Here is a 20,607-nt window from a genome sequence, read left to right as displayed (position 1 = left end):
TCCGTCTTCTTCATCGTCGCCTATCGATTCAATACGTCCGTTTCAGGTGTGTTCGTATTTGGCAACGGTTGTTCCGGATAATCCGGGTCTACCGGATTGCCGTCTGCCGCTCCGCCGTCTTCATTCGGCTGATTACCGCTGCCGCTTCCATCAGATGGCGGGTCCTGCTGCCCGTCACCGGCAGCCCCTCCACCATCACCTTCTGACTCCCCGTCCTCATTTCCACCATTCTCATCCTTGCGCTTCTTCTTATCTTTCTTGTCCTCATTGTTGCTGCCTGACTCACCTTCTCCGTTTTCACCCTCCGTATCTCCTTCTTCTTCTCCTTCACCCTCTTCTCCATCTTCCTCATCTTCCCGTCGTTCCTCTTCATCCTCATTCTCATCACGTTCCGGCAGATCCACCCTGACGACGGAGGATGGTTCGCTCTCCAGTTCTGTATTGGCATTATAAGCCACTATATAATAGGAATAACTTGAAGCGTCCCCTAACGAGAAATCTTCTACCTGCGTACTTGCTGTCTCCAGCAACAACTCAAATTCAGAACTGTCATCGGCTGCGCGATAGACCATAAACGTGTTGCCTTCCTCACCATTCCAGCTTAATTGAACAGACTGGGTGGATTCATCGTAACGAGCGCTCAAATCCGATACCGAAGAAGGCGGAACGAGTTCTGGTTCTGGCTCCGTTTCCATACCTGCCGGCATCTCGAATTCCTGTACCGGCATCCCTTCCATCGCCTTGCTCATGACCGCAGAGAATATCGCAGCAGAGAGAGAACTGCCTTCCAGGATATAATGATCCTGGTTCGTGATGTCGAAGCCTACCCATACGGACGCCGTCCATTCCGGTGTATATCCAACAAACCACAAATCGCGATTGGCTTTCTCAGATACCCCTTCCAGGTTGATCTGGGTAGATCCGGTCTTACCGGCAACCGGGCGATTCATGCGAGCTGATTTACCTGTTCCGCTCTGCACCACCTGCTGGAGCATTTCTGTCATTTGATACGCATGCTCCGCCGCCATGACTTGCTCACGGTCTGATTGATGCTCATAGATCAACTTGCCGTTGGTGTCTTCAATCTTCACGATCGCATATCCGTCCTGGTAGCTGCCCTGCTGGGCGAATGCGCTGTAAGCCTGCGCCATTTCCAGCGGACTAACCCCGCGTGTCAGTCCACCAAGCGCCACCGCCAGATTCCGATCATCCTTCTCCAGGTCCATGCCCAGTTCACTTGCAAACTCAATCCCTGTATCGATGCCAATCTCATTCAGCAACCATACCGCCGGCACATTCTTCGATACGCGAATCGCTTCTTCCATCGTCACTTCTCCGGCATAGCGATTATCGTAATTGCGAGGTTCGTACTTGCCGAAACTCATTCGATCGTCTTTCAAGCGAGAATAAGGGTCATAATCCCCGCTTTCAAGTGCAGGGGCATAAACCGCAACCGGCTTGAATGCTGAACCTGGCTGTCTTTCCACCAGTGCCCGGTTCAGACCGCGCTGTGCATAGTCTCTGCCGCCTACCATGGCCACAATGCTGCCATCTCGATGATCCATGATCACCATGGCGCCCTGGGCAATCTGCTTGGCTCCGTCAGCCGGGAAATAAGACGGATCTGAGAAGACTTCCTCCATTGCCAATTGCGCGTCCTTGTTTATAGCAGTGGTAATCTTGTAGCCATTCATATAGAGCTGCTCCTCGGTCAAGCCCGTCACAGCCTTGGCTTCCTTGATCACATAATCCACATAGCTCGTATAATGACGCTCTTCACTCTGCTTCGGAATCGTATAATCCACCTCGGCTGCTTGTGCACGCTGTTCTTCCGTAATCAGCCCCTGGTCGGTCATCAGACGCAGGACCACTGCTCTGCGTTCCTTGGAGCGTTCCGGATCGGCAATCGGATTGATCGCGGAGGGCGCCTTCGGCAAGCCGGCAAGGGTTGCCATTTCCCATAGCTCCAGTTCATCGAGCTCTTTGTCAAAGTAATGAGAGGCCGCTGCTTTGACACCATACACGCCGCCGCCCAGATAAATCCGGTTCAGGTACATCTCTAATATTTCCGACTTTGTATAATTGTTCTCCAGTGCCGTTGCAATGGAAACCTCTGTGGCCTTTCTCAGAAACGTCTTGTCGTGGGACAGGAAAAGGTTTTTGGCCAATTGCTGCGTAATGGTACTGCCACCTTCCACCAGCCCCCCTTCCACGATATCTTTGAATACCGCACGACCAATGGCGAAGAAATCCACCCCTGTATGTTCATAAAAGCGCTTGTCTTCCGTTGCGATAAATGCATCCACCAGCATCGGAGGCATATCCTGCAAGGAAACCAGTTCCCGGTTCTCTTCAAACATACGGCTGATTTCATTTCCGTCTCGATCATAAATAATGGTCGCTTCCGGCATCTTCATCTGGTCGATGTTTTCCTTCAGCAGTTTTTCACCCTGTAAAATGATCAGGAGATACCCGATAATGGCAAGCCCCACGGCAGCCGCTGCGGTCATGAACAACAGAAACAGCCACTGTCCAAGCGTTCTTTTTTTCTTGATTTTTTTTGTCTTCTTCTTTTTCAGACCCATTTTGATCCACTCCATTTTTATCTCCGCTTCGTTCAATCAACAGCATCAAGGACGAAACGGATTGTCTATAATGCCTTTCTACAGAAAAAACAACCCAGTTGGGTTGTTTTGAATTCTTCTACACTGAAATAGACGATAATCATCGCAAAAAGTTACATTCAGCGCATTCTTTGATTGTCGGGCGAATTATTCACTGGCCGATGCTTCAGAGGACATAAGCGATACATTTCGCTGAGGGGTAAAAGTCGAAATGGCATGCTTGTAAACCATTTGCTGTTTTCCTTCACTGTCGATAATGATGGTGAAGTTATCAAAGGCCCGGATCTGTCCCCGGATCTGGAAGCCGTTGGTTAAATATACGGTAACCGGAATGCCTTCCTTCCGCAATTGATTGAGAAACGTATCTTGAATGTTAATGGTTTTGTTCATTATCATGAACCCCCTATTTAGTTGATCATCTTCTACTTTATCCATGGTCTATTGTACCGGACGAATAAACATATTGCTATGTATATTCAGCATGCAGACGCAGCTTTCCTGCTATTATAGCATGAATCTCATGTAAATGCTCCTCAAAATTTCCTTCCGTCACATCATGCCAAATGACGTCCTTCATACGTCTGAACCAGGATAATTGACGCTTTGCAAAGCGTCTTGTGTCTCTTTTCAACAGCTCAACTGCCTGCTCATAGGATAGTCCGCCCTTCAGGTATGCCATCATCTCTTTGTAGCCCAGAGCCTGCATCGATACCATCGGATGATCATATCCCTGTGCAATCAGCTGCCGAACCTCTTCCAATAGCCCCTCTTCCAGCATCTGATCAATTCGCCACTCAATGCGCTGATACAACTTTTGTCTATTCATTGTCAACCCAATGATACATAGATCGTAGGGTGAGACTTTTTTCTGACCTTGCAAATATTCCGTTGCGGTTTTTCCGCTCACATGCTGAATTTCCAGCGCCCGAATGACACGTCGCGTATCATTCGCATGAATGCCGCGCGCACGCTCCGGATCAACGCGCTCCAGCTGCTGGTGCAGCGCTTCAGGTCCTTCAAGGTCCGCCAGCTCTTGCATGCGTGCTCGAAAGGCGGGATCAGAATCGACTTCGCTGAATTCAAATTCATAGCAGACGGATTCGATATAGAGCCCGGTTCCCCCAACAATAAAAGGAAGCTTGCCTCGCTGTTGAATATCGGCAATATGCGCCTTGGCCATCTGCTGAAATTCAGAGACAGAATACCCCTCATCCGGATTGCGAATATCGATCAGGTGGTGTGGAACACGCGAACGTTCCTCTTCGGACGCTTTGGCGGTGCCGATGTCCATGCCGCGATACACCTGCATGGAATCGCCTGAAATGATCTCGCCGTTCAACTTCTCTGCCAGAGACAGACTCAGATTCGTCTTCCCTGCCGCAGTGGGCCCCAGCAGCACGACAAGCTTCGGTTTGGATGGTTGTATTGTCCTGACTGTATTCATAATCGTATCACTCCATATGCGGTTTTTCCCGAAGGAATGATGCGGTGAAATCCCAGCCGTTCAAACTCCTTGCTGTATCTCGATTCCTTCATGACGACACACTTTCTTGCCACACGCTGTGCTTCCTCCACGACCGCCAGACTCAAAGGCCGATGGTCGGCAATATCCCTTAGTGGCGACATGGATGCTGATGCAACATCCGTTTTACGAAACATGGGATCAAAATAAACGATGTCCTGGCTGTTGTCCGGTTGAGCCTGCAAATAGGACTGATGATCCTGCTGCACGCAGACAATGCGCCTCATGGCGTCATTGATGTCGGCCTCTTCGGTCGTATACCGAGCCAGACCTTCCTGGACAATGGCATGGATAACCGGCTCCGCCTCCAGGGCAGTCACACGCCCTTGCTGACCCGTCAGGTAGGAAAACACAATGCTGTCTGATGCCAGTCCCATCGTACAGTCCAGCACATGGTCACCTGTCTCTGCCTCGGAAGCGCGGCAAAGGCCATCACTCCAATCGCCCTGCATCATGCGCTGCACCCGTATATAAGCCATACTGGGATGAAAATAAAAGGGCGCTTGTCGGGGCCCAACGAGCTGATACCCTTCCCTGTCCACTCGTACAAACCGGTCACACTGCCATTTTTCACTCAATTGCTTCAACGTAATTTTGCCACGATGTGCATAAGTCAGCTTGAGCTTGTCGGCCAAATGTTTTGCCCGTTCCACCTGCCCAGCTGTCGGTTGTTCACTTGTCGTTACCATCATTTGATCATCACATCGCCCATTCTAAACATTACATCACTCTTTTAAACATTTTTTCCAGATCATAATTGGAGAAGCTGACCATAATCGGTCGTCCATGCGGACAGGTATAAGGCGTCCGGCAGGCACGTAACCGCTCCAGAAGCACATCCATTTCCGCATACGTCTGCTTTTGATTCGCCTTGATCGAGGCCTTGCAAGAACACATAATGGCCGCTTTTTCTCTCAGCTTGCCAATATCCAGCTTTCGATCCTGGTCAATGACCCACTGTATCATTTCCTCAATCCATTCCTTTTGCTCACCATCCGGAAGCCAGTGAGGATAAGCCGTGACTTTGTAGGTTTGCTTTCCGAACGATTCCAGATAGACACCAATCTGTTCCAGTTCAGCTAGGTGCCGCTCTACGACATCCGCTTCCAGCGCTGTCAACTCCAGCGTAATCGGCAGCAGCAGTTCCTGACTGCCCGATGGCGGGGAAGCAAACCGTTCCACATAATATTCATAATGAATTCGCTCATGTGCGGCATGCTGATCTATGATATACAGCCCTTCCTCATTTTGAGCGAGGATATAGGTTCCTTTCACCTGTCCGATTGGATACAGCTTTGAAAACTTGGGCAAGGCGGATGAAGTGGACGATGCGTCGGTAGAAGCAGAAGGAGTAGAAGAATCAGAAGAAGAATCCAGCCATTTCTTCACCGCTTCCGGGTTTACCGTACCTTCATCTTTCCGCCGTTGTTGTCCATACGAAGAGCCGGATTGCCCGCTCGTCTGCGTACTGGAAGTCGGAAGCCGAGATGCCATTTTGGTACGCGATGGCGTCTCTTCCCCTTCTTCTGGCTGCCCTCGTCGTTCATCCCCTGTGAATTCGTCGCCAGCAATAAAGGAATCGATTGATTTGGCATCCGTGTCTTCTTCTGACTTCGGTCCGGCTTCTTCTACACGCGGAGCCGGGGCTGGCACAAAATCAATCTGGTTTTGCATATAGGTCGTGACAGAACCCGATTTCATCGGTTTTGGAATCAGTACCTGCTCCTGCAGCATGCCCTTGACCTGTTCCTCCACAAAGCGCAGTAGCTCCTGTTCCTTGCTGAATCGGACTTCCAGCTTGGCAGGATGCACATTGACATCAATCAGGGATGGGTCCATATGAACGTGAAGAACCGACAACGGATACCGGTGAACAGGCAGAAGCGTATGATACGCACGCATAATCGCTTGCATGAGACTGAAACTGCGGATATAGCGCCCGTTGATAATCGTAGTCAAGGCTGATCGGCTTGCCCGCGTGAATTCCGGCACGGCGGTATAGCCCGACAGCACGTAATCCGGATGATCCCCTTCCAGTTTCAGCATCTGCCTGGCTGCAGAAGGTCCGTAGATCGAGGCAATCACTTGCAGCAAATCCCCGTTTCCCTGCGTTTGCAGCAGTGTTTTTCCATTATGCTGCAACACAAAAGAGATATCCGGCTTGGCGAGGGCCAAGCGATACATATAATCCGTTACATGACCCAGCTCTGTCTGCACCGTCTTCATATATTTCAACCGAGCCGGCGTATTGAAGAACAGACCTCTGATCTTCATGTCTGTTCCTTGACCTGCACGTGTATCTTCTGCCGAGAGTAACTTGCCGCCCTCCATGACCAACTTGCGGCCCAGGCCCTCCTTGTTGTCAGAAGTCACCAGTTCCAGCTTGGATACCGCTGCAATACTCGGCAGCGCTTCTCCACGAAATCCAAGTGTTCGGATCTGAAACAAATCCCGACCATGCACAATTTTGCTAGTGGCATGCCGCTGAAAAGCTTTCTCGCAATCATCCGCATCCATGCCTGTTCCGTTGTCCTTGACTCGAATATATTCGAGTCCCCCCTCTTCAATCGACACCTCGATCTTGCGGCTCTGGGCATCGATCGCGTTTTCCACCAATTCCTTCACCACAGAGGCAGGTCGCTCCACCACTTCCCCTGCCGCGATCTGGTTGGCAATATGATCGTCCAAAATTCGAATGATGCCCATCTCATCCCACTCCCTTACCGGATCGTTTCCTTCTTCCATTTCATTTTCATCGTCTGTATCCATTGCATCGCTTCAAGCGGAGTCATGTTCATCAGTTCAACCTGTTCAATATCATGCAGCAAGGCTTGATAGCTGTCCAGCTGCTGTTGCGCCATTTCCTGTGCTTTTTTCGTTGCTGTTGTCTCGGTAGAGACCTTCTCAGCTACCGCCACCAGGTCCGAAGCGGCTCCACGATCGGCTCTACCTTTGCGCACAGGTTCCTGACGAGTCTTCGGTTCTTCAAAAAGGGAAATCTGTTCAATCGGCTGCTCGCTTCCATGCTGGCTGCCAGCCCCTTTATTCGAAGCTGCATCCATCGCGGACTCGGACAACAGGCCATATGCCCGCTCAATAATTTGACCCGGCAATCCGGCAATTTGGGCACAGTAGATACCGTAACTGCTGCTGGCTGCCCCTGGTACCAGGCGACGCAGAAACGTCACTTCCCCTTCACTCTCTTTCACAGCCATGCTAAAGTTGCGCAGCCCGGCAAGCGTCTCCTCCAGATGGGCCAGCTCATGATAATGCGTAGATACGAGTGTACAGCACCCGATATGCTCATGCAAATATTCAATGACACTCTGCGCGATCGCCATTCCCTCATGGGTGGACGTGCCCCTGCCCAGCTCATCGATAATGACGAGACTGCGTGCCGTGGCTTTCGCCGTCATGAGCTGGATATCTCTCATTTCGACCATGAACGTGCTCTGTCCGCTCACCAGGTCATCCGCCGCTCCAATTCGGGTGAATATACGGTCTACCACAGACAGGGTGGCGGCTTCAGCCGGAACAAAGCAGCCCATCTGGGCCATAATCGAGATCATGGCTACCTGACGCATATACGTACTTTTCCCGGCCATATTCGGTCCGGTAATGAGCATCACGGGGGCGGAAGGGGTCAGATGCGTATCGTTGGCGATAAAATCCTCTTCTGTCATCATCGCTTCGACGACGGGATGCCTGCCCTCCACGATCTCCATACCGCGCTCTTCAGACAGCTGAGGCCGGATATATTGGTGGGCGGCGCTGACCACGGCCAGCGACTGATACACATCCATCTCACACACTTTCTCAGCCAGCAGTTGCAGTCGCGGAATGGCCGTTACCAGCTTGTCCCGCAGCTGTACAAACAGCGAATATTCCAGATCAACCATCTTCTCCTCGGCTTCCAGGATCAGTGCTTCCTTCTCCTTCAGTTCCGGTGTCACATACCGTTCGGCGTTGGAGAGCGTCTGCTTGCGCTCATAACGACCTTCCGGCAAATGAGACAGATTGGCCTTCGTGACTTCAATATAATAGCCGAACACTTTGTTGAATCCGATTTTCAGCGATTTAATGCCTGTCGCCTGGCGCTCTTGCTGCTCAAGCTGTGCAATCCACTGTTTGCCATTGGAGCTCGCTTCTTTTAATTGATCCAGGTAGGGATCACAGCCGGTACGAATGATTCCCCCGTCCTTGACACTTATTGGCGGCTCCTCCACAATCGTCTCCTCAATGCTCACAGCCACCTCTTCACAGAGGTCCAGATCAGCAACCAGTCGTTGCAGCGTCCGGGAACCGGATGCCTGGCACACCTCCACCAGCGCCGGCATTTGCTGCAAGGACACCTTTAACGCATGAAGATCCCGCGCGTTGACCGAGCCAAATGACAGCTTCCCGACCAGCCGCTCCAGGTCATATATCCGTTTCAAATGCTGCCTCAAATCTTCTCGCACCATCCATCCATCCACGAGGTGGGAGACTGCTTCCTGCCGCTCCTCAATCCGCTTCCGATTGAGCAGAGGCTTGTCCAGCCAGCGTTTCAACTGTCTGCCGCCCATGGCGGTTACCGTTTCATCAAGCATCCACAGCAGACTTCCCTTGCGTGAACGGTCGCGCACCGTTTCACTTAACTCCAGATTTCGACGGGTAAAAGGGTCGAGGTGCATGTATTGGTCATTTTCATAGCTTCTCAATTCATGGATATGACGAAGTGAACGCTTCTGTGTCTGCGTAATATATCCTAACAGCATAGCTACGCTCCGCTGACCAGGTTCGTTCAAGCCGTTCCAGCTCTCTTCCTGCAGGAATTCCGGTTTATGCCGTTCCTGCCCGCTCTCTGTCCAGCCGTTGACGACCGGATTTTTCATCCAGTGACGGATGCGACTCTGCACATTGTGCAGCAGTGCCTCATCCACAATCATTTCAGCGGGCTGATAGATTTGGGCCTCGTCAAGGACATGCTCGAGCGACCCTTCCATCCAGGTGCTGTACAGCTCACCGGTAGATACATCACAGGCCGCCAGTCCGTATGCGTGCTGACAGCGGGTAATGCTCACCATGTAATTGTTGCTCGCTTCACTCATCTGCTTGCTTTCTACATACGTACCGGGGGTGACAATGCGTACGATTTCACGCTTCACCACCCCTTTTGCCTGAGCCGGGTCCTCGACCTGCTCGCATATTGCTACCTTGTAGCCTTTTTCAATCAGTCTTGCCAGATACGTTTCAGCCGAATGATAGGGAACCCCGCACATGGGTATGCGTTCCTTGGTTCCTCCTTCACGGCCGGTAAGCGTAATTTCCAGTTCTTCCGCTGCACGGGTGGCATCCTCAAAGAACATTTCATAAAAGTCACCGAGACGAAAAAACAAAAAGGCGTCCGGCACCTGGTTTTTAATCTCCAAATATTGTTGGATCATCGGTGTATATTGAGCCATATCGATCCCCCATCATCGTTATCCATTCGATCTACTGCCCTTCATTATATCATGGATTCAGCTTCCTTCGATGGGGAAATTGACTCTGCCTGAAAGGGAAAGATTCGCCAGGCTTTCCGGATATCTCGATCTGCATGCCAGACCTGCTTCTGGAAAATCTGTTTTTTGAAGGGTATCAAATAGGAGGCATGCTCCGAATAGGCAGCAGTAGACTCCAGTTGCTTCCACAGTTGTTGCACCACGGGGTAGATGATACGTTTGTCACCTGAATAATAAGCCTCCGCGACCTCAAAATCATCAAGCGGACGGTCGGCCAGCGACCAGTAATGTCTTGCAATGACGTCGGCCAGTGCAGCCACGCCCTTGGCAATCCGCGGGCTGACGATCCAGCTCGGCGGGGTCCGATATTCAAATCCACCATGCCGCTTGAACCGGACGTCCCCCGGATATCCGTATTTCGGTCTGCGCTTTCGTGTACCGTCGTCTTCGATCAGCATGAGCGGGAGGGTCAGGTAATTGTCCAACGCCCTCACAAAAAAAGGATTGGACGAAAAGCCGCTGAAATGCAGGTGTCCGCCCAGGGGAATGCCCTTGACCGGCATGCCGCCAGCCAACCAGACGGCTTCCGTTCCCTGCATTTTCACCGCCGCTTCATGCATGGCTTTGCGGATATGCTGAATCAGTTCACGCGGTGTTCGCGCAGGCTGAGGACGCAGTTCCGCCAGGGGAAAGATCAGCCTGTCTTCCTTCGTACGCAGACAATCGCTCCCCACGGTTCCCTTTCGTCCCAGCCAGCGCTCTGCCAGCAAAACCCGTCCACTGGGCGCGCACATGACAAATTCAAGGTCTGTACCCATTTGCCAGTCCGGTTGATCCTCCGTGTTAGTAGGGTGACGATGGTGGCACCGAGTCCACTCCGCCTCCATATGATGATGAAAGGCATTCAGACAATCGGCGATACGCGTCCACCATCTGTCTGCTTGTTCAAATTGTTCACTACCAGAATAACCAGCAGTCAAGGGGGAGAAAAGCGCAGAGGTAGCGGAAACCACTACCGGCTCTCCCTGCGGGTCCCAGGAAAGACCGACCGTACCAAAATCCAGACCGATCGCATACAGTCCCCGTTTGGCCAGGCGGCTCAGCTTGCGAAGAGCGGGCCTGGACGGGTCCCATTCTACTTCCTTCCACCCGTCCCCCTTATGCCGGAGACCGGGTTCTTGCAGAAGCTGGGTCTCTCTGCGAAACACTGCCAGCACTTCCTGATGAAACACCACCATCTGATACAACGCTTTTCCGGAGTCGTCATAAGGTAGCTGATGGAGTTTCATCCATTTTTCGAGTTCGCCAGGCTGGGATAGGCGTCTGGCATAGGCAGGCACATTCAGCATCCATTTCCCGCTCCCCCGATATTCCTTCACCTGCCAGCACACGACCACCTGTTCTGCATCCCTTGGGCGAATGGGCCCTGTACAGCTTGGAAAATCAAGCCGTGACTTCAACGGTCGCATGTCAGCTTCCTGTGTCCCCCACAATACCGTTCCCATCTCTCGCTCCTCCTGACTTCCTCTCGTCCCAGTATGGCCGAGACAAAAAAAGGAGGCATTTTGCCCCCTCCCATGCGCATGGGTTCGGAATACACGATGCTGTCCGTACGATTATACGTCAAGATCATCCAGCAGATCCGGGTCCAGCTCTTCGAAATCCGCCTCTTCGTCGCCCCCGTAGAAGTCCAGATCCTTGTCATCGTCATCGTCCGGACTGTCACAGGTGACCACACATACTTTCGTTTCCGCCACCATCTCCACCTTGTATTCCCGCTCCACACGAATGACAACACCTGATCCGTCCGCTGAAAGCGTCGCCTCTACACAGTTTGGTTCCTGTGTAGCCTCGGCCATCACTTCCTCCGTTGCCGCCCGATGCTTCGGGTCCAGGTAGCTAAATGGAACCGCTTCTACATAGGACACCGTTTCCTTCGCCACGTCTGTTTTGGAATTGCCTTCATGTGAATACCAGATGTTCACATCGTAAGTACCGACTACCTCAATGCAATCACCGGATTTAACCGCTTCATATTGATGGTTGATCAGCCATGCACCTAATATGCTGCTCGGTTTATGAGGCGGGTGTACGGTGTGTGTCGCTTGCGAGAATTTTCGTCCTTTACCACAAACGGCTTTCGTGATGATTTCTCTAACATGCAAGTCGCGATCCGTGATCGACATTCTTCCAAACCTCCTCCATACAAGTCATTCCATACATGTGTATGCAGGACATTCGTCTATAGTGACAAAAATTTTCGCAGCGCCAGCAACGACTTGCACGAGGCTTACCCGGTCGCTTCCCTCCGCTTCTTCTTCTCCCGCTTCGCATAGGACAAATAATGTCTCAATTCTACGCACAGCTGTAAAATGGCGGAACGAACCTCAAACTCGGCTCGCGTGGCCGGAAGCTCCATCCCTTTGAACTGTTGTTCCAGCTCCGTCAGTTCTCTCTCTGCCCGTCCTGTATAATATTCATGCTTGACATCCTCACTTAATTCCAGGAATACCTGCGCAGCCAGCTCACCGTGCGGCAGGCTTTCATACACTTGCGAGACAATATCCATCATTCGTTCAATGGAGTCAAGCTGCTGTCTGCGCATATGAAAATAAATTTGCCAGTCCGGGTTTTCTCTGAAGAGCGCATTTTCAAAAGCACGCTTGGACCAGTCTTCCCCCTCCTGCAAATATTGCGCTGCCAAAATCAGTTCCTCGCCATCCCACACGTACTCTTTTTTGCCGAGGTGGTTCGCGATATGAACAAAGATCAGACTGAACTGATCTTCCAGCAAGGCCCGGTTTCGGAGAAGCTGCTGATCGGACTTTGGCATGTACGCGAGATTAAACACCGTGGCGCTGCCGAGCCCAATTACGAGCAAGCCCAGTTCATTCAGCAAAATCGAGGTGTCTACTGCGCCATAATCATATACGTGCAGCACGACCACCGAACTGGTTACAATACCGTCTTTCAGTCGCACTTTGGACAGGACGGGATAGGCGATCAGAATAAAGATCCCGATCACCCACGTATAGAACCCGATCCAGGCGAAGATCAGACAGCCGACCAAGAGCCCCAGTACAGATGCCGTAAAACGCTGAAACACATTCCACAAGCTTCGTCTTTTCGTCACATCCACACCCAGAATCGCGAGCAGTGCAGCGGACATGGCAAACTGCAGCGAGAAGGCGTTTGCGATGTAGACGGCCACCACTGCCGCGATGGCAGTTTTCAAGATGCGTATCCCCATAACCCCTCACCCCACAAACTTCCATTGTTGTCTACCTGTTATGGCTTGCTTGCCGCTGTCTGCTCATGATTCCAACGAATAGACTTGGCGATACTTCTCATCGAGATAATCTACGAGATAGGCAGGATCAAGCGACTGGCCAGTGATGCGTTCAATCAGCTCGCCCGGCGTCAGCAGCTTCCCATGCTGATAAATGTGAGCGGTCAGCCAGTCCTTCAGCACATGCAGTTCGCCTGCTTCAATATGCGCTTCATAATCCGGAATCTGCTGTTTCATCGTATGCATGAGCTGCGCTGCATACATGTTGCCCAGTGAATACGACGGGAAATAGCCAAATGAACCACCGGACCAGTGAACATCCTGCAGTACACCCTTTGCATCATTCGGCGGGGTAATGCCCAGGTACTCTTCATACTTGGCATTCCAGGCCTGCGGTAGGTCCTTTACTTCCAACTCTCCGCCAATGAGCGCTTTCTCCAGCTCATAACGAATCATGATATGGAGGTTATAGGTCAGTTCATCCGCCTCGATCCGAATGAGGGAAGGCTCTACGACGTTAATCGCCTTGTAGAATGTCTCCAGCGAAACCGAGCCGAATGCATCCGGAAACATCTCCTGCAGCTTCCCGTAATGCTTTTTCCAAAACGATAAGGAGCGCCCCACCTTGTTTTCCCAATATCGGGACTGTGATTCATGAATGGCCATAGACGTACCTGTACAGAGTGGAGTGCCTGCAAGCTTGCTGGAAATATTCTGTTCATAGAGCGCATGCCCTCCTTCGTGAATGGAGGAGAACAGCGAGAACGTGATATCATTTGGCAAATATTTTGTCGTGATCCGCACATCACCGAGATTGAGTCCAATGGCAAAAGGATGGGCACTCGCATCCAGTCTCCCGGCACGGAACGAAAAGCCGATTTCCTTCAATATATACGTACTGAACGCTTTCTGCTGCTCTTCGTCAAAACCACTATAGAGAAAATCCCGTTGTGGCTGATGCTGTCTGGCGATCTCTGCCACGAGCGGAACCGCCCGTTCTCTGACCACTCCAAATACCTCGTCCAGCTGATCTACCGTGAGTCCAGGCTCATACGTGTCCAGCAACGTGTTGTACGGATGGCCTTCATAGCCCCACAGTTCCACAAAGCGCTGGTTGAACGCGACGATCTTCTCCAGGTACGGCTGAAAGCGTGCAAAGTCTGACGCTTCCTTCGCTTCTTCCCACACCGATTCTGCCTTGGAGGTCAGGGTGACATATTCCTGATACATCTCTGCCGGAATCTTCTTGCTGCGGTCATATTCCTTCTTCAGCTCTTCCACCAGCTTGCGATCCACTTCATCAAGCTGCTGCCACAGTTCCGGTTCAGACAGTTCGGACAGATACTGTCCCAGTTCCTCAGAAGTGGACAGCTTGAACAATTCGGTTGACAGTGTGCCTATCACCTCTGCACGGCCTTCTACGGCTTCTTTGGGCGCCTGGGTGCGCAAGTCATAATACAGAACCCCAACCGTTTCCTCGTAGCTCTTCATTTTATGTACATATTGGCGAAATCTCTCACGCAAAGATGGCGCGGATTCGGTCATGTTGGATTCGATCTTTTCATTCATGGTCATGGCCTCCTATTGGTTCTCTTCTATTTCATGAGATAACAGGTCTCTCCTATAGTTCTATCACAACTGTATGCAGAAACAAAGCTGCATCGATCACAGAATCGACCAGCCTGGACAAAAACAGACGAAATTATGGTGCATGTCTTGTATGCTTTGTGATAAAATCAAAAACAGTGTAGGGTTTGTTAACATGACCCCAGCTTTTTGTCAATGGCATCATTCACACAGAAAGCTGAAAGGCCCAGCCTTATCGAAAGGACGTGAACAACATGCACATCACCATGACTGAAGAGGCTTTGCAGCAGGTCACAGCCGAAGCTGGTACCTCGTCGCCCGTTCTGAAGCTGGTCTATGATGCAGAAGGATGCGGATGTGCCGTCAGTGGCGTCGCCCAGCTCTGGATGATATCCGAACCGAAGCCAGACGATGTACAGGCTGACAGCAATGGATGCAAGGTGGTTTACGAGAAGCGCCACGAGGTGTTTTTCGATGCTCATATGAAGCTGGATTACCAGAAAGCCAAACGAAGCTTCATTCTCAGCAGTCCGCAGCAGATTTACCATAATCAATTGCGGTTAATCACGAAGTAAGCACAAACCAATTACAATGAAGGGGTGTACCTGATGAGTTTAATTCACAACATTCTGGATCACAATGAATCATTTGTTCAAAACAAGGAGTACGAGCAGTTCGTCACCTCCAAATTCCCGGACAAAAAAATGGTGCTCCTCACCTGCATGGATACCCGGCTTGTCGAACTGTTGCCAAAAGCGATGAATCTGCGGAACGGCGACGCGAAAATCATTAAAAACGCGGGCGCAATCGTCACCCAGCCATTTGGCAATATTATGCGCAGTATTATCGTCGCGCTGTACAAACTGAACGCCAAGGAAGTTTGTGTGGTCGGTCACCACGAATGCGGGATGACCGGTCTGAATTCCGAGGATCTGATTGAACAGATTACAGAATCTGGCATTCATGAGGAAGCGATCGATACCTTGCGCAATGCCGGCATTGATCTGAATCGCTGGCTGACTGGCTTCGACAACGTCCAGTCCGGGGTTGAGAACAGTGTCCGCATTATCCGCAACCATCCGCTGCTGCCGAAAAACACGCCGGTACATGGCTTGATCATCGATCCCGTAACAGGTAAGCTCGATCTGGTGACAGACGGATATGAATACTTGTCTTCGAAGGAAGGCTAATCTTCCACTACGAGTTTCATTCATGAACTTTCATTTCTGATCCAGGAAGCCGATGCATACGATTCATCGGCTTCTTTGTTTTTGTTCGAGCGCCTTTCTCCTCGCTTCAATGACCTCGGACCGGTCACGCATGGAATGCTTGTGAATGAGTGAGGACGCTTGCATATTGCTGGGTGTGCACCACTCATTGCCAGTCTGCGAGCATTTGTCTATGGAACGGGCCAGCAGTTCGCCCTTTAACGGGATGTTCAAGTCTGTATAAGAAGAACCAGATGGTTCTTCCCGCAGCACCTGCAATCGTTCCTTCAGGATTGCTATAAATGGCTCACGTGAGATACCAATCGCCTCTACATCTGGCTGATCCAGCTTCTCCATGGCGGAGGAGAGCATCCGTACGGCTCCTTTGAGATTATTCCTGCGCTGATGATACATCGCCACAGCCAATTGAATCAAGCCGACCCACAGATCAGCGCTTGCGGATGTCAGATCTTGCTTCCAGTATTCCTCCATCACTTCATGGCATTCAAAATAATCACGCTCTCCATGGAAATACACCATATAATCCACCAATGCTTCCGGTATCCCTGTTTCGTCCCGATACGTCATCACTTTCCATCCCCCTGTCTTCTCCCGTACAATTTCTCTTTTCACATACGGCTTCTTCTACTGTACCAAATCTGTGACCTCAATACAGCATTTGACGATTTGACTGTCATCAATAAAGCGTCTGACTATTTGACTGTACTCACTTCTGCATTCGACTCATTGAACTGTCATCGAACTCGAAACAGGTTTCTATCATTTACCATCGCAACCTTCCAGCCTGCTCCTCGTCTAATAGAGTAGAATCTAGCAGAAAGAGGATTGATCAATGAAAAACTGGAAGTGTCGTCTGTCTCTACTGATTGCCGTTGCACTCATCTGTCAGGTCTTTGCAGTCTCTATTGTATCCGCCAAGGAAGATCAGACCACCCGTTACCGCGTCTACCAAAACGACTCCTCCCTGAAAGAATTCAGCAGCCGAAACCAGGCAATTGCCTATGCCAAGTATTTCAGCAACAGTTATGTGGAGGATCTGAAAACCCGCAGATGGTTGTGGAGCTCATTTCCAACCTATCAGGTCATCGTACAGGGTGTGCCCCTGAACAAGGTCTATGCTACCTATGAACAGGCACTGGCCACTGCCAAAACGCAAAAAGATGCCATCATCAAAAATCTGCAAAAGCCCGGCATCTTGTGGGACAACTATGCGGACTACCAGGTGTATCAGGGAGATAAGACCCTACCGCAATGGTCCTTTGATGATTTCGATGCAGCCAGACAGGAAGCAAAGAAATGGGGCAATGCCCATATTATCAAGCTGAAAACGAATCAGTGGGTATGGGACAACCTGACGGACAAGCAGCGTCAGCAATTTCGCAATCAGGCCCCTGTCTATGAGCTTCGATTCCAAACCTCGACCGAAACGAAGCGCTTTTCATTTCTGCAGGATGCTATTCGGGAAGCTTTGAAGCATGATGAGTCTACCATCCTCAACACGGCAACCGGTCAGCAAGTATATGCCAACAGTAAACCGTTTGTCGTCAAGCAGAGCGGTCGTGAAATCAACCAATTTGCTCATCTGGAAATGGCCATCCGATATGCCAAGGGCTACGTCAACACATCCATTGAATTTGACAACCGAGAAGTCTGGACGATCATGCCGCACTATCAAGTGTATCAGAAAGACCGTCATGTTCAGTCCTTCCATACGATAGACAGTGCTGTCAGCTATGCACTGGGACTGGCCCGCAGCAAAGTGGTGGATCGTCAGGGAGAAACGCTCTGGGACAACACGCTTCGCCTGAAGGTATGGGCATGGAACGGAACGGCCAGTGACAGTGCCATCAAAGCCCAGGTCGAACAGGCGACCGCACTGGATGTGGACGCTCCGACTTGGTTCAAACTCACCGATGCCAAAGGCAATATTGAAGATCTGTCCAGCCCTTCTCTTGTGAAATGGCTGCATGGTCGGGGGATTGAAGTTCATCCATTGGTACATAACCAATTCGATAGCCAGCTGACCTCCAAATTTCTGGCAGACTCAGATGCTCAAAAACATTTCATCCGAACCCTTGTAGACAAAAGTGCTGAGCTTGGTGTAGACGGCATCAACATGGACTTTGAAGCGGTCTCCGCCAGCGATCGGAGCGCCTATACCGCATTTATGAAACAGCTTGTTACCTATGCCCATTCCAAAGGTCTGGAAGTCTCTATTGATCTTCCGCGAGGCAGCGCCGCCTGGAATCACAAGACGGCCTACGATCATGAAGCGCTGGCCCAATTTATGGATACCATCATCATCATGGCTTATGACCAGCACTGGAAAGGCAGTACCGTTCCGGGTCCTGTAGCTGGCATCAAGTGGGTCGAGCAAGGCGTTCAGGAATTCCTGTCCTATGGCATGACTCGCGATCAGCTCGTGCTCGGCATGCCGTTCTATATCCGTGAATGGAAGCTGGACGGCAATGGCAAGCTGGTGGGCAACCGTGCGTTATATGCAGCTGCTGTAGAGACGCTGCTGAAAGAAAATGCGTATACATCAGAATGGGACGAAACGAACGGTCACCACAAGATTAAATATGTCAAGGACGGTTATACGTATGTATTCTGGAAGGAAGACCAGAACTCCCTGACATCCAGGCTCGATCTGGCGCAGGAATATCGGCTTGGCGGGGTTGCCGCATGGCGACTGGGACAGGAACCGTCAAATTTCTGGGAAACCATTTTGACAGAGAAGTAATTTGACCCTTCTGTCCACGGGTCCACATCCTATGCCACTACAGTGACATAGGATGTCAAAACGTGCATATTACTATGGAAAAGACAGGAGCATATCGTCCCGCTCCTGTCTTTTTGTTATATTGCCAACTAACCTCCTGCATGTAACCGTCTATACTTGTCTATGCATAACCTTCAGAATTGTCTCATAATATTCGAATTCTCCGCTTAGCAACGTCTGTATAATCCTGTTACTTATGTTACACTTCTCATAACGAAGAGTTCTCCATGTACGATGATAGCAAGGATTGGGGCAAATTAACTATTTCCATGAAAATTTCCTTGGTTTTTTTGGAGAATAAACAAGAAAGAAGGGGTCATATGTCACAACTTTATTATGTATTGTCAGCTGTCTTTATCCTGATCGGCGCACTAGCCACCATTATGGTTGCGCTTTCCAGGAAAAACAAGGAAGGAAATCCCGAGTATGATCAGAAGACCAAGAAATATTGGACACGCCTGTCCGTCTTCTATATCGTCGGGACGATTCTTTTTGCTGTGTTAATCATTTTGCTTGTTAGAATGTAGGAACAGGGCCAGCTCTCAACACGGATGGATGCGATCCTGTCCATGTGGGAAGCTGGCCTGTTTAATGGCGAAACATGATTCGGGTCAGGACTTCTGAAGAGACTTCTGAAGATATTTCTTCTCTCCCGCCAGTATGAGGAGGATGACCAATGCAGAGATCCAGACAATATGGGAATCGGTTAATATCTTCACATAACAAAATGCAGCGAGTACCGCACCGTCCAAAACCAGCGCACCCAGTACGATACCCCGTCTCGCCTCTACTTTTCCCTTGAGCTTGTGATAGACCCCCCAATGAATCATCATATCCATCACCAGATACAAAATCGCGCCCATCGAAGCGATCCGGCTCAGATCAAATACAATGGTCAGAGCCATGGCGATCACAATCGTATAGACCAAGGTATGCTTCTGAATGCTGCCCGGCATGCCAAAATGACGGTGCGGAATCAATTTCATATCAGTCAGCATGGCGAGCATCCTCGATACGGCGAATACGCTGGCGATGATTCCTGTAACCGTCGCAATCATGGCGATTCCAACAGTAAGCCAGACTCCTCCTTCGCCTAAAGCTGGTCTAGCCGCCTCGGCCAATGCATAATCCTTCGCTTTGAGGATTTGTTCGATCCCCAGATTACTGGATACCGCCCAGGCCAGCAGCAAATAGACAATCAGACTGATCAAAATAGAGATAAAAATGGCCTTTCCGATATTTCGCTTCGGATGCTTGATTTCGGAGCCGCTGTTCGTAATGGTCGTAAACCCTTTAAAAGCGAGCACCGTCAAGGCGATCGATGCCATACAGCTCTGCCAGGTTATAGAAATGTCGCTTTGTCCTCCACTCGCAGGTGCAAAGGAGAATCCGACTACAGAAAGCGCGGCAATGGCAAACAGGCTCAGGCCAAAAATTTTGATCAGTGAAAAAATGGAAGTGAAGGACTGAATAAACGCATTGCCCGACAAATTCACCAAAAAAGCAAAGGCAAGCAAACCTACACCCAAGAGTGGAATCCAAAAGTCGTGAGGGTCATCTCCAAACAATTGAAGTGTATAGGTGCCAAAGGTTCTGGCCACCAGACTTTGGTTAATGACCATCGAGAAGGCCATCAAAAGTGAAGCCGTGGCCGCAGCCGTCCCTTTCCCATATGCCTTGACAAGAAACATGCCGATCCCGCCCGCGGAAGGATATTCCTGACTCAATTTGATATAGGAATAGGCACTAAATCCCGTAACGATGCCCCCGAGAATAAACATCAGAGGAAACCAGGAGCCGCTCAGGTCAGCAACTTGTCCGAGCAAGGCAAAGATACCCGCGCTAATCATCACGCCGGTCCCAAGACCTACAGCTCCGGTCAGCGATATGCTGTTTTTCTTGTACGTCGTCATCTGGACACTCCTTTCCACAAACAAATACCCCTATACCCTATCTGCTTCTTACCCTGCCTCTCCTGGCTGAAACGGGGGAAGACGAAACTCCTTCGCTGATTTTGCAGAAATAAGTTGAAAAGAGCGCTAACCGGAAGACCAGCGGGAATTTAACGGCTGCAATGACAGCGAAATCAAC

16 protein-coding genes are annotated in these 20,607 nt (G+C 50.5%); 4 read left to right on the top strand and 12 right to left on the bottom strand.

The annotated features are described in order from the left end of the window. Positions 1 to 20: 20 nt before the first annotated feature. From ACFSUC_RS15700 to ACFSUC_RS15655, 10 genes are all read right to left on the bottom strand, one after another. Positions 21 to 2,600: a transglycosylase domain-containing protein gene (locus ACFSUC_RS15700; protein ID WP_379930570.1), complete on the bottom strand. Its 2,580-nt coding sequence runs from the start codon at positions 2,598 to 2,600 to the stop codon at positions 21 to 23. A 171-nt stretch (positions 2,601 to 2,771) separates the two neighbouring features. Then, positions 2,772 to 3,014, bottom strand: coding sequence for an RNA chaperone Hfq (gene hfq, locus ACFSUC_RS15695; RefSeq protein WP_379930569.1), 243 nt, complete (start codon positions 3,012 to 3,014; stop codon positions 2,772 to 2,774). A 76-nt stretch (positions 3,015 to 3,090) separates the two neighbouring features. Further along, positions 3,091 to 4,068 carry a tRNA (adenosine(37)-N6)-dimethylallyltransferase MiaA gene (gene miaA, locus ACFSUC_RS15690; protein WP_379930568.1) on the bottom strand — a complete coding sequence of 326 codons (978 nt, stop codon included), beginning with the start codon at positions 4,066 to 4,068 and terminating at the stop codon, positions 3,091 to 3,093. Next, a complete protein-coding gene (locus tag ACFSUC_RS15685; RefSeq protein WP_379930567.1) occupies positions 4,065 to 4,838 on the bottom strand; it encodes a class I SAM-dependent methyltransferase in 774 nt (257 codons plus the stop codon). Before ACFSUC_RS15685 ends, miaA begins: the two co-directional genes overlap by 4 nt. A 28-nt stretch (positions 4,839 to 4,866) precedes the next feature. Then, positions 4,867 to 6,852 carry a DNA mismatch repair endonuclease MutL gene (gene mutL / locus ACFSUC_RS15680; protein WP_379930983.1) on the bottom strand — a complete coding sequence of 662 codons (1,986 nt, stop codon included), beginning with the start codon at positions 6,850 to 6,852 and terminating at the stop codon, positions 4,867 to 4,869. Positions 6,853 to 6,866: 14 nt separating this feature from the next. Continuing rightward, on the bottom strand, positions 6,867 to 9,590 hold the full coding sequence (mutS, locus tag ACFSUC_RS15675; RefSeq protein ID WP_379930566.1) for a DNA mismatch repair protein MutS: 2,724 nt from the start codon (positions 9,588 to 9,590) through the stop codon (positions 6,867 to 6,869). Between the two features lie 44 nt (positions 9,591 to 9,634). Further along, entirely contained in the window at positions 9,635 to 11,134 is a 1,500-nt protein-coding gene (locus tag ACFSUC_RS15670; RefSeq protein ID WP_379930565.1) for a putative amidoligase domain-containing protein, read from the bottom strand. Positions 11,135 to 11,245: 111 nt separating this feature from the next. Next, the gene (gene cotE / locus ACFSUC_RS15665; protein WP_379930564.1) at positions 11,246 to 11,815 is read right to left on the bottom strand and encodes an outer spore coat protein CotE; all 570 of its coding nucleotides are present in this window, start codon (positions 11,813 to 11,815) and stop codon (positions 11,246 to 11,248) included. 104 nt (positions 11,816 to 11,919) lie between these two features. Beyond that, positions 11,920 to 12,879: an aromatic acid exporter family protein gene (locus ACFSUC_RS15660; protein ID WP_379930563.1), complete on the bottom strand. Its 960-nt coding sequence runs from the start codon at positions 12,877 to 12,879 to the stop codon at positions 11,920 to 11,922. A gap of 63 nt (positions 12,880 to 12,942) precedes the next feature. Then, positions 12,943 to 14,487 (bottom strand): carboxypeptidase M32, encoded by a 1,545-nt coding sequence (locus tag ACFSUC_RS15655; protein ID WP_379930562.1) that lies wholly within the window; start codon positions 14,485 to 14,487, stop codon positions 12,943 to 12,945. Positions 14,488 to 14,759: 272 nt separating this feature from the next. Between ACFSUC_RS15655 and ACFSUC_RS15650 the strand changes: the two genes are divergently transcribed. Both ACFSUC_RS15650 and ACFSUC_RS15645 read left to right on the top strand, forming a co-directional pair. After that, a complete protein-coding gene (locus tag ACFSUC_RS15650; protein ID WP_379930561.1) occupies positions 14,760 to 15,080 on the top strand; it encodes an iron-sulfur cluster biosynthesis family protein in 321 nt (106 codons plus the stop codon). 33 nt (positions 15,081 to 15,113) lie between these two features. Continuing rightward, positions 15,114 to 15,695, top strand: coding sequence for a beta-class carbonic anhydrase (locus ACFSUC_RS15645; protein WP_379930560.1), 582 nt, complete (start codon positions 15,114 to 15,116; stop codon positions 15,693 to 15,695). Positions 15,696 to 15,758: 63 nt separating this feature from the next. On the opposite strand, the gene ACFSUC_RS15640 is transcribed toward ACFSUC_RS15645, so the two are convergent. After that, positions 15,759 to 16,346 carry a DUF309 domain-containing protein gene (locus tag ACFSUC_RS15640; RefSeq protein ID WP_379930559.1) on the bottom strand — a complete coding sequence of 196 codons (588 nt, stop codon included), beginning with the start codon at positions 16,344 to 16,346 and terminating at the stop codon, positions 15,759 to 15,761. 220 nt (positions 16,347 to 16,566) lie between these two features. On the opposite strand from ACFSUC_RS15640, the gene ACFSUC_RS15635 reads away from it, so the two are divergent. Continuing rightward, positions 16,567 to 18,477, top strand: coding sequence for a glycosyl hydrolase family 18 protein (locus ACFSUC_RS15635; protein WP_379930558.1), 1,911 nt, complete (start codon positions 16,567 to 16,569; stop codon positions 18,475 to 18,477). A 359-nt stretch (positions 18,478 to 18,836) separates the two neighbouring features. Then, positions 18,837 to 19,043, top strand: coding sequence for a hypothetical protein (locus ACFSUC_RS15630; protein WP_379930557.1), 207 nt, complete (start codon positions 18,837 to 18,839; stop codon positions 19,041 to 19,043). A gap of 84 nt (positions 19,044 to 19,127) precedes the next feature. Here ACFSUC_RS15630 and ACFSUC_RS15625 read toward each other — a convergent pair whose 3' ends face one another. Then, positions 19,128 to 20,429 carry an APC family permease gene (locus ACFSUC_RS15625; RefSeq protein WP_379930556.1) on the bottom strand — a complete coding sequence of 434 codons (1,302 nt, stop codon included), beginning with the start codon at positions 20,427 to 20,429 and terminating at the stop codon, positions 19,128 to 19,130. Between the last annotated feature and the right edge of the window lie 178 nt (positions 20,430 to 20,607).

This window comes from Marinicrinis sediminis (assembly GCF_042685085.1).
GTDB classification, from domain to species: Bacteria; Bacillota; Bacilli; order Paenibacillales; family KCTC-33676; genus Marinicrinis; species Marinicrinis sediminis.
The sequence above is the reverse complement of the archived record's forward strand: the minus strand, read 5'-3'. Positions and strand labels throughout refer to the sequence as shown.